Annotated in this window: 14 protein-coding genes; 7 read left to right on the plus strand and 7 right to left on the minus strand. The window is 60.6% G+C overall.

The window, feature by feature from the left end; translation table 11 throughout:
* Window positions 1-1,546, plus strand: a 1,546-nt coding sequence (locus tag LG661_RS19970) for a penicillin acylase family protein (RefSeq protein ID WP_230533713.1), incomplete at its 5' end; no start/stop codon positions are given.
* A 124-nt stretch (window positions 1,547-1,670) separates the two neighbouring features.
* Here LG661_RS19970 and LG661_RS19975 read toward each other — a convergent pair.
* Window positions 1,671-2,489 (minus strand): IclR family transcriptional regulator, encoded by an 819-nt coding sequence (locus LG661_RS19975; RefSeq protein ID WP_230533714.1) that lies wholly within the window; start codon window positions 2,487-2,489, stop codon window positions 1,671-1,673.
* Between the two features lie 228 nt (window positions 2,490-2,717).
* On the opposite strand from LG661_RS19975, the gene LG661_RS19980 reads away from it, so the two are divergent.
* The 6 genes from LG661_RS19980 (at window position 2,718) to LG661_RS20005 (ending at window position 9,463) form a co-directional block, all read left to right on the plus strand.
* Entirely contained in the window at window positions 2,718-3,695 is a 978-nt protein-coding gene (locus LG661_RS19980) for an ABC transporter permease (protein WP_230533716.1), read from the plus strand.
* The gene (locus tag LG661_RS19985) at window positions 3,692-4,534 is read left to right on the plus strand and encodes an ABC transporter permease (RefSeq protein ID WP_230533717.1); all 843 of its coding nucleotides are present in this window, start codon (window positions 3,692-3,694) and stop codon (window positions 4,532-4,534) included. Before LG661_RS19980 ends, LG661_RS19985 begins: the two co-directional genes overlap by 4 nt.
* Complete coding sequence (locus LG661_RS19990; RefSeq protein ID WP_230533718.1) at window positions 4,534-6,177, plus strand: ABC transporter ATP-binding protein; 1,644 nt, start codon at window positions 4,534-4,536, stop codon at window positions 6,175-6,177. Before LG661_RS19985 ends, LG661_RS19990 begins: the two co-directional genes overlap by 1 nt.
* A gap of 18 nt (window positions 6,178-6,195) precedes the next feature.
* Window positions 6,196-7,788 (plus strand): ABC transporter substrate-binding protein, encoded by a 1,593-nt coding sequence (locus LG661_RS19995; protein ID WP_230533719.1) that lies wholly within the window; start codon window positions 6,196-6,198, stop codon window positions 7,786-7,788.
* 137 nt (window positions 7,789-7,925) lie between these two features.
* Window positions 7,926-8,702: an SDR family NAD(P)-dependent oxidoreductase gene (locus LG661_RS20000; RefSeq protein WP_230533720.1), complete on the plus strand. Its 777-nt coding sequence runs from the start codon at window positions 7,926-7,928 to the stop codon at window positions 8,700-8,702.
* Complete coding sequence (locus LG661_RS20005; protein WP_230533721.1) at window positions 8,699-9,463, plus strand: SDR family NAD(P)-dependent oxidoreductase; 765 nt, start codon at window positions 8,699-8,701, stop codon at window positions 9,461-9,463. Before LG661_RS20000 ends, LG661_RS20005 begins: the two co-directional genes overlap by 4 nt.
* Window positions 9,464-9,775: 312 nt before the next feature.
* On the opposite strand, the gene LG661_RS20010 is transcribed toward LG661_RS20005, so the two are convergent.
* From LG661_RS20010 to LG661_RS20035, 6 genes are all read right to left on the minus strand, one after another.
* Window positions 9,776-9,931 (minus strand): hypothetical protein, encoded by a 156-nt coding sequence (locus tag LG661_RS20010; protein ID WP_230533722.1) that lies wholly within the window; start codon window positions 9,929-9,931, stop codon window positions 9,776-9,778.
* A 97-nt stretch (window positions 9,932-10,028) separates the two neighbouring features.
* Window positions 10,029-10,559 (minus strand): nuclear transport factor 2 family protein, encoded by a 531-nt coding sequence (locus LG661_RS20015; protein ID WP_230533723.1) that lies wholly within the window; start codon window positions 10,557-10,559, stop codon window positions 10,029-10,031.
* Window positions 10,560-10,794: 235 nt separating this feature from the next.
* Complete coding sequence (locus tag LG661_RS20020; RefSeq protein ID WP_230533724.1) at window positions 10,795-12,348, minus strand: acetolactate synthase large subunit; 1,554 nt, start codon at window positions 12,346-12,348, stop codon at window positions 10,795-10,797.
* 56 nt (window positions 12,349-12,404) lie between these two features.
* Window positions 12,405-12,569, minus strand: a complete 165-nt coding sequence (locus LG661_RS20025) for a hypothetical protein (protein WP_230533725.1) — start codon at window positions 12,567-12,569, stop codon at window positions 12,405-12,407.
* A 59-nt stretch (window positions 12,570-12,628) separates the two neighbouring features.
* Window positions 12,629-14,071 carry an aldehyde dehydrogenase family protein gene (locus tag LG661_RS20030; protein ID WP_230533726.1) on the minus strand — a complete coding sequence of 481 codons (1,443 nt, stop codon included), beginning with the start codon at window positions 14,069-14,071 and terminating at the stop codon, window positions 12,629-12,631.
* A 112-nt stretch (window positions 14,072-14,183) separates the two neighbouring features.
* Window positions 14,184-14,759 (minus strand): cupin domain-containing protein, encoded by a 576-nt coding sequence (locus LG661_RS20035; RefSeq protein ID WP_230533727.1) that lies wholly within the window; start codon window positions 14,757-14,759, stop codon window positions 14,184-14,186.
* Window positions 14,760-14,833: the final 74 nt, after the last annotated feature.

Genomic DNA, 14,833 nt, shown 5'->3' on the forward strand with positions numbered 1-14,833 from the left:
TAAGCCATACTTCAGGGAGGATCACTTCTCAGGAGGCAGACCACCCGGCATCTCGATCGGACATAATGGTCAGATTGCCTTCAGCCTGACCATCTTCTATTCAGACCAGGAAGACCTCTATATCTATCGGACCAGCCCGGACGAGCCGACCCGGTACCGCTACCAGGACACATGGGAAGAAATGCAGGTCGTCGATGAGGTGTTCTCCGTCAAGGGAGCGCCCGACCAGGTTCTTTCTCTCAAGTTCACGCGACATGGCCCTGTAATTCTGGAGCAGGCCGACCGGAATCGAGCCTATGCGGTGCGGTCCGTATGGTCCACTCCCGGTTCAGCTCCTTACCTGAAGAGCCTGTCATCCTTTCGCACGGGAAACCTTGAGGAGTTCCGCGCGGCGATGCGCGGCTGGGGCGTGCCGTCCTCGAACCATGTTTTCGCCGACACGTCGGGCACCATCGCCTGGGTTCCGGCGGGCTGGACGCCGACCCGCCCGAATTGGGATGGGCTTCTGCCTGTTCCTGGAGACGGACGATATGAATGGGATGGATTTCTCGACAATGAGGACCTTCCACGTGTCGTTGATCCGGAAGAGGGCTTCATCGCAACTGCCAACGAGATGAACCTGCCGGAGGATTATCCTCATCCTGTGGGGTATGAATGGATCGACAACTCACGCACGACACGCATTCATGAAGTGCTCCATGCTTCGCCGCGCCACTCGGTCGAGGATGCGTGCCGGCTACAGACTGATGTGGTCTCGATACCGGCGCGACGCCTCTGCCGCGTGCTGAACACGATTAATGCGAACGGGGAGGCCGAGGCTGCCCTGTCCCTCCTGCGCAGCTGGGATCACTCTCTAGCTTTCGACAGTGGGCCCGCAGCACTCTTCGAGGTGTGGTGGACGAAGCACCTCAAGCCGAGCCTCTTCAGGATCTGCGTCCCCGATGCGTCCCTGCACGCGCTCCTGGCCCCCGGGGATACGGAAGGCATTCTCCAGGCAATTGAGACACCCGATAGCCGCTTTGGGCCAGATCCGATTGAGGCGCGTGACGCGCTATTTCGGGCAACACTTGCCGCTGCATGGAACGACTGCGCCGCTCGCATGGGGCAGGACCCGGCGGGTTGGGCCTGGGGCAAGCTGCATCATGCCTTCTTCGAGCACCCGCTGTCAGCTGTCCAGGAAGGCGGCGAAGCGTTCGATATCGGTCCCTTCCCGCATGGAGGCAGTGCTGCGACCCCCATGCATACGGGCTATCGGCTCTCGGACTTCCGCACGATAGCCGGAGCTTCTGTCCGGATGGTGGTCGATGTGGGGGAGTGGGATCAAAGCCGCTGGATCAACGCGCCGGGGCAGTCAGGCGATCCACGCTCGCCTCATTACGAGGACTTGGCGCCGCTATGGGCGCAAGGACAATATGTGCCGATGCTCTATTCGCGAGGTGCCGTCGAGGCGGCTGTGATCCAAAGAATCAGACTTGAGCCGAAGCATGTAACCCCTTCGAACGCCCAGGCTCTTCCTGTCGAGGGGATGAGAGCCGCGGGGGCGTGACCCGGGGGCGATCAAGCTGTGGATCTGCCTATTGCGCAGGAGCGCAGGACAGTTGCATCGATGCCTTGCTCTCGAGCGAGAGCGTCGCCGCATGCGGAAAACCAGCTCTCCGTCCATCGCTTGTTCAATAGCTGAGGGCGCGGGCGGCTTCGATAGCGAGCGGTGCGAACCGCTTGCGAAAGTCTTCTACTGTCCATTCGCTTAGCGATCCGGCGATATGCACGGCAGCCACAGGCTGCTGCTTGTCGTTGATGACAGCAGCAGAAAGGACGATCTCGCCGACAAGGCTCTCCTCGGCCGCATAGGCGTATCCCTCCTGGCGGGCCTCGCGGACTTTTTCCCAGATCTGGTCGAGGTCGACGATTGTCTTCGGTGTCAACGGGCGTCGTTCGGAACGCCGGAGGATGTCATCCACGGCCGAGTCATCGAGATGGGCGAGGATTGCGCGCCCTCCGGATGAGCAGAACGTCGGGATGCGTCGGCCTGCAAGAGTCGCAAAGAAAGTCTCGCGCTTGCTCTGCAGCCTGATGGCATAGAGAATGGTGAGATCATCGAAAAGACTGAAATCAACACGTTCGCCGGAATTCTTGCGGAGTTCAATGAGGATCGGCGTCGCTCGCTCGATCAGAGGATTGGAGCGAAGATAGTCGAAGGCTCTGTCGAGAAGACGTCTTCCTGGCATCAGCCCGCCGTCAGGAGAGCGTTCAAGATATCCGAGACTCAGAAGGGTTTGGGCCGCGCGTTGAGCGGCGCTTTTCGTGACCTGAGCGCTTGCAGCGATTTCACTCAACGACATAGGCTTGGCATCGCGGCCAAACGCTTCGAGCACATAGAGGGCACGCGCCACGGATTGTAGAAAGAGGCGGTCATCCACCTCAACAAGCTGGTCGCCCCGAGTCCTGAGGCTGCCAGCACGCATATCTGATGCCGTGTCATTCATCATGGGTCCGATCCTCGCAAGCCAATCCCGTTGACGAAACCTATACGAGTAAGTAGGCTCGTAATGCAACACGTATGTATCGTACAGCGATACGAGCGCAGGGGATGCGATTGCTCGACCAGACATCTATGCCGGTAATTTCCCAGGTTTTGCGGGTCGCAGGAATCTCTCTGCGCCAGAGCCATCCCGAAGGCGATGGATGCAAATGTTGCGCAAAGCGGGGCTAGGGCAATGAATAAACTCCGCCCTGTTACCGGCCGTTTGCTTAAGTCGGTCGCGATCATCGCAACCATCATCATTCTCAACTTCCTTCTGATTCGGCTTGCCCCGGGTGATCCGGCGGCCGCAATGGCAGGTGAGGCAGGCGCGGCGGATGAGGCTTTCATGGCTCAGCTGAGGGAGCAGTTCGGTCTGGACCGGCCCGTCTACGAGCAGCTTGCCTACTACTTCGCCGACATCGTCCGCTTCGACCTGGGTTATTCCTATCGGCAGCGGGAATCGGTGCTTGGTCTGATCATGGACCGGCTCCCCGCAACGCTTCTGCTGACAATCAGCGGCTTCGTCGTCGCATTGGGCCTGGGCCTCCTTCTTGGTATTGCCTCGGCCATGCGGGTCGGGCGCGTAACGGACCGGCTGATTTCGCTGTTTGCGCTTCTGTTTTACGCCACTCCGCTCTTCTGGGTCGGCCTGATGGCGATCATGCTCTTTTCCGTGTGGCTGGGCTGGCTGCCATCGTTTGGGATGGAGAGCGTCGGCGCCGGCTACACCGGCTGGGCCCGGGCGGCTGATATCGCTCACCACCTCATTCTTCCTGCGGGAACGCTCGGCCTGTTCTATGTGGCGGTCTATACACGCCTGACCCGCGCCTCGATGCTAGAAGTGAAGGATATGGACTTCGTGCGGACGGCCCGGGCAAAGGGATTGAGGCGCGGCCTCATCGTCCGCCGCCACATCCTGCGCAATGCCATGCTGCCGATCATCACCTTCGCGGGCATCCAAGCGGGCCAGTTGGTCGGAGGAGCCGTTCTTACCGAAACTGTTTTCGCTTGGCCGGGAATAGGACGTCTCGCCTTCGATGCGCTGTTGCAGAGGGACTATCCAGTTCTGCTGGGCGTGTTCCTCGTCACGTCCATCATGGTCGTTGTCTTCAACATCGTCACGGATATCGCCTATCGCATTGCCGATCCACGGATCGAGGTAGCGTCATGAGCTCAACCCTGTGGCGACTTCTCAAGAATCCAAGTGCCGCAATCGGCATCGGGCTCTTGTTCTTGGTTATTCTCGTTGCTGCGCTGGCTCCCGTGCTCTATCCACAGGACCCGTGGGCCATGGTTGGCCGTCCGTTCCTCCCGCCCTTCACGGACCCGCAGTTCCCCCTAGGCACCGACATGATGGGGAGGGATATTGCAGCCGGTCTCGCGTATGGGGCTCGCGTCTCGCTCCTCGTCGGCATCGTCTCGACCGCCTGTGCGATCATACTCGGCGTTACCTTGGGCGGCATCGCCGGCTACTACGGCGGACTTGCCGATGACGGGCTAATGAGGGTCACCGAGTTCTTCCAGACCATCCCGACCTTTATTTTCGCCCTCGTTATGGTTGCGATCCTTAGCCCATCGATACAGTCGATCATCGTCGCAATCGGTATCGTGAGCTGGCCGCCGGTGGCGCGCCTTGTCCGAGCGGAGTTCGCGAGCTTGCGCAGCCGGGAGTTCGTGCAGGCTGCCATCGCGCTCGGTGAAAGCGATCGCCACATCATCCTGCGGCAGATCCTGCCGAATACGTTGTCTCCCGTCCTGGTGATGGGCTCCCTGATGGTTGCGTCGGCGATCCTAACCGAAGCGGCGATCAGCTTCCTGGGATTGGGCGACCCAAACATGATGAGCTGGGGCTACATGATCGGCGCCTCGCGGACGGTGATCCGGCAGGCATGGTGGATGAGCTTCTTCCCAGGGCTGGTCATCGTGCTCGTCGTACTGACGATCAACCTTGTGGGTGAGGGCTTGAACGATGTGCTCAATCCACGGCTGGCCAGAAAGGGGCGGGCATGATGAGCCAGCGGCTTCTGACGGTCGAGGAGCTGACCATTGCGCTTCCCTCCGCGGGCGACCGGGTCAACGCAGTGGAGAATGTCAGCTTTCACCTGCATCCCGGTGAGATCCTCTGCATCGTCGGCGAGTCCGGTTCTGGTAAGTCCATGACCGCCTCCGCGATCATGGGGCTGCTGCCTGACACAGGTGTGACGGTACGGTCGGGCCGGATTCAGTTTCGCGGGGAAGATCTCCTGCAGATGAGCGACGAGCGCTTTCGCGCCATCCGTGGCTCGCGCATCGGCATGATCTTTCAGGAGCCGATGACAGCCCTCAATCCCGTCATGCGGATCGGGGACCAGATCGAAGAGGTTCTGGAAGCCCACAACGTTCCGAAGGCGAACCGGCCGGAACGTGTGCTGTCCCTCCTCAAGGCTGTCGGCCTGCCGGAGCCGGAAGTCCTGGCGCGGCGTTATCCCTTCCGTCTGTCCGGCGGGCAGAGGCAGCGTGTTGTCATTGCCATGGCGCTGGCGCTCAAACCGGATATCCTGATCGCGGACGAGCCCACGACAGCTCTCGATGTCACCACGCAGGCCCAGATTCTCAAGCTGATCCGCGACATTCAGCGGGCCCAGGGTATGGGCGTCATCTTCATCACTCACGACTTCGGGGTTGTTGCCGACATAGCAGATCGGGTTGCTGTGATGCAGCATGGCCGCATCGTCGAGATCGGCCCTGTTCGGGACGTGCTGGACCGCCCTTCGAACGCCTATACCCAGTCCCTGATCGGGGCCGTGCCGCAGTTCCGCGACAGGCCGCTGGCGCTTTCAGCAGGAGCTGAGCCTGTCGTCCGGGTCCGAGGCCTGAGCAAGACGTACGTAACCCAAGGCGGCCTCTTTACTCCGATCAAGGAATTCAAGGCCCTCGACAATGTAAGTTTCGAGATCCATCGCGGCGAGACCCTGGGCCTTGTCGGCGAAAGCGGCTCAGGCAAGTCGACGGCCGGGCGGTGCCTCGTGCGTCTGATTGATCCGAATGGCGGGGCCATCGAGTACAAGAACACCGACCTCGCCAAGTTGTCCCGGCCCCAGCTTCGGCCGTTCCGTTCCAAGATCCAGATCATCTTTCAGGACCCTTTCGCCTCGCTCAATCCCCGCCACACGGTTGGCCAGAGCATCATGGCCGGGCCGTTGGCGCATGGGATCGATGCAAGGACTGCCCGTGAGCGCATGACCCGTCTCCTGATCCGGGTCGGACTTGATGCGTCTGCCGCGGACCGTTATCCGCACGAGTTCTCGGGCGGCCAGCGCCAACGCATCGGGATTGCACGGGCACTCGCCGTCGAGCCGGATCTCCTGGTGGCTGACGAGGCTGTCTCTGCCCTCGACGTGTCCGTCCAGGCGCAGGTGCTCGAACTGCTTCGCGACATTCGCGAAGAGTTCCAGCTCGCCATGCTGTTCATCACCCATGACCTGCGCGTTGCCTCTCAACTCTGTCATCGGGTCTTGGTGCTGCACAACGGCCGCGTGGTCGAAAGCGGAGAGACAACATCGGTCTTCCGGAGCCCGCGTGACAGCTATACGCGGAGCTTAATCGATGCAGTGCCGGGTCAGGAGTGGCTCCGTTCGTCCGGCGGGGACCCGACCGTCAGAACATTTGCCTAACGAAAAGAGGAGGGACCAATGAAAAATCTAGTACTCACCCGTCGCACGCTGCTGGCGGGAGCGTCTGCCACATCGCTGCTTTCACTACTGCCAAAAACCTCGCTGGCGGCAGACGGATCCAGCGTCCTGAACGTCATTGCCTTCCCGGAGCCTCCGACGCTCTTCATCGGCCTCGACCAGAACGGTTCGACCCAGACAGTCGCGGGCAAAATCTATGAAAGCCTTCTCACCTACGACTTCGATTTTACCCCACGGCCGAGCCTCGCAAAGTCGTGGGAGGTCTCTCCCGATGGCCTGACCTACACGTTCAAGCTGCAGGAAGACGCCAAGTGGCACGACGGAAAGCCCTTCACGGCCGATGACGTGGTCTTCACGACCAAGGAATTCCTGATGGAGGTTCACCCGCGGGCGCGCGTGATCTTCGAGAACTGCGAGACCATCGAGGCTCTCGACCCTCATACGGTTCGGTTCGTCCTGAAGAAGCCATTCGCCCCGTTCCTGATGGCGTTCGAGATGTCGACGTCGCCGATGATCCCAGCCCACCTCTACAAGGGCACGAACTACAGAACCAATCCGAACAATGCGAAGCCGATCGGAACGGGCCCGTTCAAACTCGCCGACTGGCAGAAGGGCTCCTTCATCCGCCTCGTCCGCAACCCGGATTACCACGGCGAAGGCGAGCCGCACCTCGACGAGATGTACTTCCACATCCTGCCGGACGCGGGTTCCCGCGCTCTCGCGCTGGAGCAGGGGCGCGTGCAGCAGACCCAATTCCAGGATCTGGAGCCTTTCGACGTGCAGCGGCTGGCCAGCCTGCCGAACATTGAGCTGATCACGAAGGGCTATGAGTTCTATGCGCCGGTCGCGCGTATCGAGTTCAATACGCGGGTCAAGCCGTTTGACGACAAGCGTTTCCGCCAGGCGATCAATTACGCCCTAGACCGCAAGGCCATTCTGAACACGATCTTCTTCTCGCAGGGTCGCGTCGCAACCGGCCCCCTGAACAGCAAGACGCGCTTCTATGACCCGGACGTGACCCGCTACGACTACGACCTGGCAAAGGCCAAGGCCTTACTTGACGACATGGGGCTGAAACCGGACGCCAACGGGGTGCGCACGCAGGTCAAATTTCTTCGCCTACCTTGGGGCGAGACCTGGGCTCGGTTTGCTGAATACGTGAAGCAGTCGCTCGGGAAGGTCGGAATCGCCGTCGAGATCGAGTCCGCCGATCCCGCCGGCTGGACCTCGCGCTATGCGAACTGGGACTTCCAGATGACGTCGAACTATCCCTACCAGTTCGGCGATCCGGCCCTGGGCGTCGCGCGCTTCTTTGTGTCCAGCAACATCCGCAAGGGCGTCGCCTACAGCAACAACACGGGCTACACGAACCCGCGCGTTGACGAGCTTTTCGCCGCGGGTGCTTCCGCTCTCTCGAAAGAGGACCGGCAGAAAGCCTATAGTGAGGTCCAGAAGATCCTCACCGAAGAGGTTCCGATGGCGTGGCTCGTGGAGGTCGACTTCCCGACCCTGCTCGACAAGCGCTTCACGGACGTCGTGGTTTCCGCAATCGGCGTGAACGAGACCTACCGCCGTGCTCGTAAGGTGGGTTGATGACCGTAGGCGATGCCCCCGCACGGGCATCGCCTAACCACAGCAGTCAACACTTCCGAGCCACGTGGCCTGGCGCTCGCAGGGTGCGGGCCAGCGGGGTTGCACCCGAATACCTTGCCCCATCAGGAAGTTCGATCATGACGCAATTTATCCCGGGCCAGTCATTTGCCGGACTAAGGGCGGTCGTCACGGGAGGAGCGTCCGGGATCGGCTTCGCCACGGCACGGTTGCTTGCTCGGGGCGGTGCCCAGGTGGTTGTGCTGGATCGTGACGCTAGCCGCCTTCAGGCAGCCTGCCTCAGCCTGGAAGAGGATGGGGGCGCTGCCCGGGGGTACGCATGCGACATCAGTCTGGAGCAGGACGTTGCTGCTGCCTTTTCTACCATCGCGGAGAATGGCGGCCTGGATATCCTGGTCAACAGCGCGGGCATCATTGGGCATGTAGGCCCGCTTGAGGAATGCCCGGTGGAGGATTTCGACCGCGTGACGGCGATCAACGTTAGAGGGACATTTCTCTGCTGCCGCTCGGCAGTGGCAATCATGGAACGCAAGGAGCGCGGCTCCATCGTCAACGTCGCATCGACTGCAGGGCTCGTCGGCTCCCGCCGGCTCGGCGCTTATGCCATGTCAAAGGCCGCCGTCACGTCGATGACCCGCTCCTTGGCGCTGAGCTGCGCAGGAAAAGGCATCCGTGTGAACGCAGTTTGTCCCGGCTCCATCGCCGGAGATATGCTAGAGAGCACGTTTACAGAGCAGGATCGCGACGCGCAGCGCCAGACGATGGCGTCAATGCATCCGCTCGGACGCCTCGGCACGGCAGAGGAGGTGGCAATGACCGTGGCGTTTCTGGCTTCTTCCGCAGCTGGCTACATCACGGGCGTCACCTTGCCGGTCGACGGCGGGAGGCTGGCATGACAGGGCAGGTTGCTATCGTCACCGGTGCCGCACGTGGAATTGGAGCGGCGGTCGCAAGGCGTTTCCTGAGAGACAGGGGCCGTGTGCTCGCGGTGGATAAGCAGGAGGAACCTGAACCCGAGCTGGCGGCATGTCTTGATGAGAAACAGGCTCTCTATCTGAGTTGTGACCTTGCTAGGTCTGAGGCCGCCGATCATGCCGTCCGTGAGGCGGTCGAACGGTTCGGCCGATTAGACATCCTCGTTAACAATGCAGGCATTGGCGGCGCGCGCAGTGTTGCCGAGACGGATGACGAGAGCTGGGCGCGGATTTTAGATGTAAACCTCGGTGCAGCCTTCCGGCTGTCCCGCGCCGCTCTGCGTCATATGCAGCCGCAAAGGTCGGGGGTCATCCTGCATATCAGCTCGATTTACGGCGTTGTCGGCTACAATGGCATCGCCGCCTATGCGGCCTCGAAGGCAGCGCTCATCGGCCTGACTCGCCAGATGGCGGCAGATTACGGGCCGCACGGAATCCGCGTGAACGCGATTGCGCCCGGATTGATCGAGACGCAAATGACCCGCGCGCGCCTGGAAGATCCCGTCTATCGCGACCTCATGCTGGGCGGGACACCGTTGGGACGTCCGGGCAAACCGGACGACATCGCGGGAGCAGCGGCCTTCCTTTGTTCGGCTGACGCCTCCTTCGTTACGGGACAAGTTCTGAAGGTGGATGGCGGCTGGAGCGTGACAAGAATTTCGGCGGGCGCTGGCCAGGTCTGATCTGAGATACTCTGAGATCGAGCAGCCGGGCCTCACCCTCGCGGCCGAGTCAATCGGCGACGTTTGCTCTACTCTCGTCATCTCCGGTGAATCGCCACATTGTTAGCCAACTGGTGTTGAGTGGTCGAGCAGCCAAGGCCGTAGCTCGTTCGACCAAGCACGATGTGTGTAAACCGTCCGCATGTTCTGGGCCGTATTCAAAAACTCCGGATGGTCGGGGGCTATGGCAGCAATCCCGCGATAGCGATTAAAACTCTCGCTCTCAAAAGGATCCCCGCTTGGTCCTTGATAGACATCTATGATCGGAAGCGCTCAGGCCACCGCCTTGTAGGAGGCGCAGGTGGTAGAGCCAGCCTCATAAAGGTGAGCAGCATGGACACCTGAATACCAGTCCATGAACTCCTTGAAGTCCCGGTCGGGCATGTCGACTTCGATGACGTAGAAGATTGGCTCGCTTATTCGGGGCATCCTTTTTGGGCGCTTCTCTAGAGCACGACGGCCAGTCCCCGCAAAGCCTTCCGCGCCGTAGCTTGCAACGGTACGACATGCACCATCAGCTCTGCGGTTAGCGCAGATCCGCGGGTTGCTGCAGCGAGAAGGGCATGTTGCGGACTTCCGACCACGGAACGTCGAACCTCGTCATGTACTTGAGCGTAAACTTCATCCGGCTCATTCGCCAACCGTCCGGCGTCCGTACATACTCATCGTCCTCCATGGCTGCCATGAAGACCGGAACGTTGCCCTCGGTGAGCGTCGACGTCTGCCAAAGCATCCAGGTCGCCCTTGCACTGTCCCCGTCAACCTCGATAATCGGATTAACGAAGTAGTGCATGGCAAACGTCCAGGCTCCCTTGCGGACGTAGCGGTAGATTTCCTCTCGCCCGTGATGAACGCCGAAATGGTCTCCGCCATCCCAGACCGCGTCCTCTGTGAACAGGGAGGCCTGCCGCCGTGCCAATTCCTCGAGCTCTGCTTCTGACTTCCTTTCGTGGGAGTTTGTATACTTGTCATCCGCGTACTTTGAATAGAACGCCTTCAGTTTTCTGATATCCTCAATATCCTCAAGGCGCTTTATGCGCCGCTCCAGGTCACCCATGGAAAAACTCCTTTGTTCGTCTGCAAGGAAAGAAATGAGTTCGCGCGCATTATGTTAGCGGCCGTGAAAGAACAACAGCTGGCGGGGTTTGGAAACGGCGCTCGCCCAGACACCTTCGCACGGCAGCGTGCGGTGCTAAGTATCATAGCCACTCAGGGAGCTTTCGGCGGGCCGATATTGAAAGGAGCGCTCGAGGTCTTAGGGATTGAAGCGCCCCATTCGAATTGGTAGCGTCCTATATGACGGCCTCGATGAGGAACGGGCCTCGGCGGGCGAGGGCGCCTCTGAAGAGGTTCAGGAAATCCTCAATGGTCTCAGCGCGTCCGGCCTCAACCCCCATGCCGTTGGCCATAGATACCCAGTCGAGCGCTGGATCGTCGATGTTAAGCATGCGCCGTGCATTGTGGCCAAAGTTGTTCACGCCGACATTGCGCATCTCGCCTTGCAGGATCGCATAGGATCTGTTGGCGAAGATGATCGTCACAATATCGAGATTCTCGCGGGCTTGGGTCCACAATCCCTGCACGGTGTACATGCCGCTTCCATCCGCCTGAAGTCCGATCACCTTGCGGTCGGGACACGCGACGGCGGCCCCGATGGCAAGCGGGATACCGATGCCAATGGCTCCGCCCGTAAGTTGGATGTAGTCGTGAGGAGCCGAGCGCTGGGAGAGATTGAAGAATCGGCGGCCGGACGTGACCGCCTCGTCACAGATGATGGCTTTCTCCGGCATTAGGGCAGCAACAGCGAGCGTGATCGCATCCGCCGTGAGTTGTCCGGAGCGGGGATAGTCGAGCCCAGTGCCGTATTGGACCACGGGCGCAGGAGCATCGGGTCTGACGCCGAGTTCTTCCGCAAGCCGGGCGAGTTCGTTTCTCAGATCGTCCCCAGGTCGCGCAAACTCGATGACTTCGCAATCATCTCGGATAAGGCGTCCGGGTTTTCCGGGATAGGCGAAGAAGGCCACGGGGACTTTCGCGCCGATCAGGATCAGGTTGTCGATGTCCCGTAGCGCTGCAACGGCCTCGTCGACCGGGTATGGGACCTTGGTGACGGGAACCCGACCTATACCGCGCTCAATGCGTCCGTTGGACATCTGGGCGAGCAGACGCACACCGGTTGCGTCCGCGATTCGTCCTGCAATCTCGAGGGCATCGGCACGGAGTGCGCGGCCTGTCAGCAGCAATGCCGTGCGGCCGCCCGACCTGATCGCTGCCACGGCGGCACCGAGCGCCTCCTCGGGAGCTGTTGTTGGAGTAGGAACTTTGGTTTGCTCGACGGCCGAGGACGCAACTTCGCCCCAGGCTGCGTCAGCGGGAAGAATGAGTGTCGCAATCCCGGGCAATGACATCGCCGCCTTGTAGGCCTCGGCCGTGGCTCGTCCCACATCTTCCGGGCCTTCAACACGCCCGACCCAGTGCGACATGGGACGGGCCAGGCTCTCGATATCGCTAGTTAGTGGCGCATCATGCTGTAAGTGATAGCTTGCATGATCGCCTACGATGTTGATCATCGGCGTGCGGGCCCGCTTTGCGTTGTGGAGATTGGCGAGGCCATTGGCGAGACCCGGCCCGAGATGGAGCAGGGTCGCCGCCGGTTTCTCGGCCATACGGGCATAGCCATCGGCGGCGGCCGTGACGACACCTTCGAACAGTCCAAGCACGCAGCGCATCTGGGGCTTGCGGTCGAGCGCCGCCACAAAGTGCATCTCAGACGTGCCAGGGTTGGCGAAGCACACTTCGACATCATTGGTCAGAAGCACGTCACATAGGCGGTCGGCACCGTTCATCTTACTCTCACTTGCCTCAAAGTTGTCCATGCCGGCTGTGTCTCAAAATTGAGCCTTCACTCGGCAGCACTTGCGAATTGCCCCAGACGATCGAAGGCGATCTCGCCATCGAGAATGGTCATCTCGCAGCGAACCTGCGTCTCGACGACTTCCGGTTCGACGGTGAAGATGTCGTGAGACAGGATTGCAACGTAAGCCGCCTGTCCGGGCACGAGGCGCATCACCCTCAGTAGATACGGCCAGCCACACAAGGCTGACCGCTTCTTCAGGGCGGCCGCAATCAGGCTGCCTTCTCTGCCGCCTTGTAGCCGAATATCGACTTAACCTCGAGGAAGTCCTCGAAGCCGTAGCGCCCCCATTCCCGTCCGTTGCCCGATTGCTTGTAGCCGCCGAACGGCGCGGCAAGGTCACCGCTAGCGCCATTGATATGCACCATGCCGGCCCGGATCCGGCGGGCGACATGACGCGCACGCTCCGGGTCGCCCGAGGTCACGTAGCTCGATAGGCCGTAGATGGTATCGTTCGCTATCGAGATGGCCTCATCCTCGCTCTTATAGGGCAGGATGGAGAGCACCGGTCCGAAGATCTCCTCGCGGGCGATGGTCATGTCGTTCGTGACATCAGCGAAGACAGTCGGCCGGACGTAGTAGCCGCGGTTCAGTCCTTCTGGACGCCCTGGGCCGCCCGTGACGAGGGTCGCACCTTCCCTTATGCCGGCTTGGATCAGGTCCTGGATCTTCTTGAACTGGACCTCGCTGACGACCGGCCCAATCATCGTGTCCGGCGAGCGGGGATCGCCGGCGATCGTCTCCTCGGCCACGAGCTTCGCGAGCGCAGCAGCCTCTGCCTGTCGGGCCTCCGGCACCAGAAGCCGGGTCGGAGCGTTGCAGGACTGGCCGCTGTTGAGGAAACAGCCGCGAGCCCCATGGGTGATCGCCGCCTCGAAATCCGCATCCACGAGAATGATGTTAGGCGACTTTCCCCCCAGTTCCTGGTGCACGCGCTTGACGGTTTCGGCCGCCGCCTTGGCGACCTGGATTCCAGCCCGGGTAGAGCCGGTGAATGATACCATGTCGATCGACGGATGGCTGGAGATGGCATGGCCTACGGTCGGGCCATCCCCATTGACCAGATTGTAGACACCTGCGGGCACTCCGGCTTCATGCAGGATCTCCGTGAACACGATGGCCGAAACCGGCGCAACCTCGCTAGGCTTCAGCACCATGGTGCAGCCCGTCGCGAGGGCCGGAACGACCTTGCAGGTGATCTGGTTGAGCGGCCAGTTCCACGGCGTAATCAGGCCGCAAACGCCGACGGGCTCGCGCACCACGAGCGTGTTGTTGATGAACTCCTCGAACTCGATGGTCTTGAGAACTGCGATGCCCTGCTGGATGTGTCCCAGTCCGGCTCCGGCCTGCGCCTGCTTGGCTAGAGTCATGGGAGCTCCCATTTCTTGGGAGATCGCCTGAGCGACGTCGTCGTAGCGTTTCTTGTAGACGCTGACGATAGACTCGAGGAGTTCGATGCGCTCCTTACGGCTAGTGCGGGAATAGCCGGAGAAGGCCCGGTTGGCGGCAGAGACTGCATTGTCCACGTCGGCCTCGGTGCCCAGGGTAATGCGGGCGAAGCTTTCCTCTGTCGCTGGATTGATCACGTCTAGGGTTCGGCGCCCCTCCGGTTGAACCCATTGTCCGTCGATGTAAAAGGAGAGATGTTCGTCCATCGTTCCGCAGCGTCCTCTCGATGTCCGTGGTTTCGACTTTCCTATCTTTGCTCGAAATTCTATCCACGTCCAACGGAAAAGACATCGGCCGTTATAGATAGGGGATCGGCCGTTATAGATAGGGGGGAGTGCACGCGCTAACCACCTCGCAAATACATGTACCAATGTTTCTAAAACGGTGCGGGATGCGGCTGTCGAAGAGGTAGGAATCCCCGGCCTTGAGAACCTGAACCTGATCACCGACGGTGATCTCGAGTTCTCCGGACAGCACTATCCCCCCTTCATGGGAGTTGTGCTCAAGCATTGTCGGGCCAGTATCTGCGCCCGGTTCATAGCGCTCGTGCAGGATCTGCAGGCCGTGCTCACGGGCATCTCCGACCTGCCGCAATGTCATTCGTTTGTTCTTTTTCTTGTTGATGCTGCCGAGCTTCGATGTGAGGTCGATCAGTTCGTCGGGATTGAAGAAGACCTTGTGACGTTCTTTGGCCTCTTCCTGGAAGAAGTCGGCCATGGTCATGGATACGCCTCCCAGGATTTTGCGCAGCGAGGCGACGGACGGGCTGTTCTTGTTATGCTCGATCATTGAGATCAAACCGTGGGTGACGCCGGCCCGGGCCGCCAGTTCCCGCTGTGAGAGACCGGCCGCGACCCTGATCTCCTTCAGGCGTGCTCCTACATCAAAGTCCATCTGATCGTCCGAGTTTCTCAAGATCATCCCTTGAATTGCTCAAAATTTTGAGCAACGCTAGTCCACGCCGAAAT

Origin of the sequence: Microvirga roseola, from assembly GCF_020866965.1 — a bacterium.
GTDB classification, from domain to species: Bacteria; Pseudomonadota; Alphaproteobacteria; order Rhizobiales; family Beijerinckiaceae; genus Microvirga; species Microvirga roseola.

Coding starts and splice junctions, on each gene's coding strand:
- LG661_RS19990 (WP_230533718.1), top strand. CDS start 4,534: ATGAGCCAGCGGCTTCTGACGGTCGAGGAGCTGACCATTGCGCTTCCC.
- LG661_RS20000 (WP_230533720.1), top strand. CDS start 7,926: ATGACGCAATTTATCCCGGGCCAGTCATTTGCCGGACTAAGGGCGGTC.
- LG661_RS19995 (WP_230533719.1), top strand. CDS start 6,196: ATGAAAAATCTAGTACTCACCCGTCGCACGCTGCTGGCGGGAGCGTCT.
- LG661_RS20025 (WP_230533725.1), bottom strand. CDS start 12,569: ATGCGCCTCGTGCCCGGACAGGCGGCTTACGTTGCAATCCTGTCTCAC.
- LG661_RS20035 (WP_230533727.1), bottom strand. CDS start 14,759: ATGGACTTTGATGTAGGAGCACGCCTGAAGGAGATCAGGGTCGCGGCC.
- LG661_RS20005 (WP_230533721.1), top strand. CDS start 8,699: ATGACAGGGCAGGTTGCTATCGTCACCGGTGCCGCACGTGGAATTGGA.
- LG661_RS19975 (WP_230533714.1), bottom strand. CDS start 2,489: ATGATGAATGACACGGCATCAGATATGCGTGCTGGCAGCCTCAGGACT.
- LG661_RS20020 (WP_230533724.1), bottom strand. CDS start 12,348: ATGAACGGTGCCGACCGCCTATGTGACGTGCTTCTGACCAATGATGTC.
- LG661_RS19985 (WP_230533717.1), top strand. CDS start 3,692: ATGAGCTCAACCCTGTGGCGACTTCTCAAGAATCCAAGTGCCGCAATC.
- LG661_RS19980 (WP_230533716.1), top strand. CDS start 2,718: ATGAATAAACTCCGCCCTGTTACCGGCCGTTTGCTTAAGTCGGTCGCG.
- LG661_RS20010 (WP_230533722.1), bottom strand. CDS start 9,931: ATGCCCCGAATAAGCGAGCCAATCTTCTACGTCATCGAAGTCGACATG.
- LG661_RS20030 (WP_230533726.1), bottom strand. CDS start 14,071: ATGGACGAACATCTCTCCTTTTACATCGACGGACAATGGGTTCAACCG.
- LG661_RS20015 (WP_230533723.1), bottom strand. CDS start 10,559: ATGGGTGACCTGGAGCGGCGCATAAAGCGCCTTGAGGATATTGAGGAT.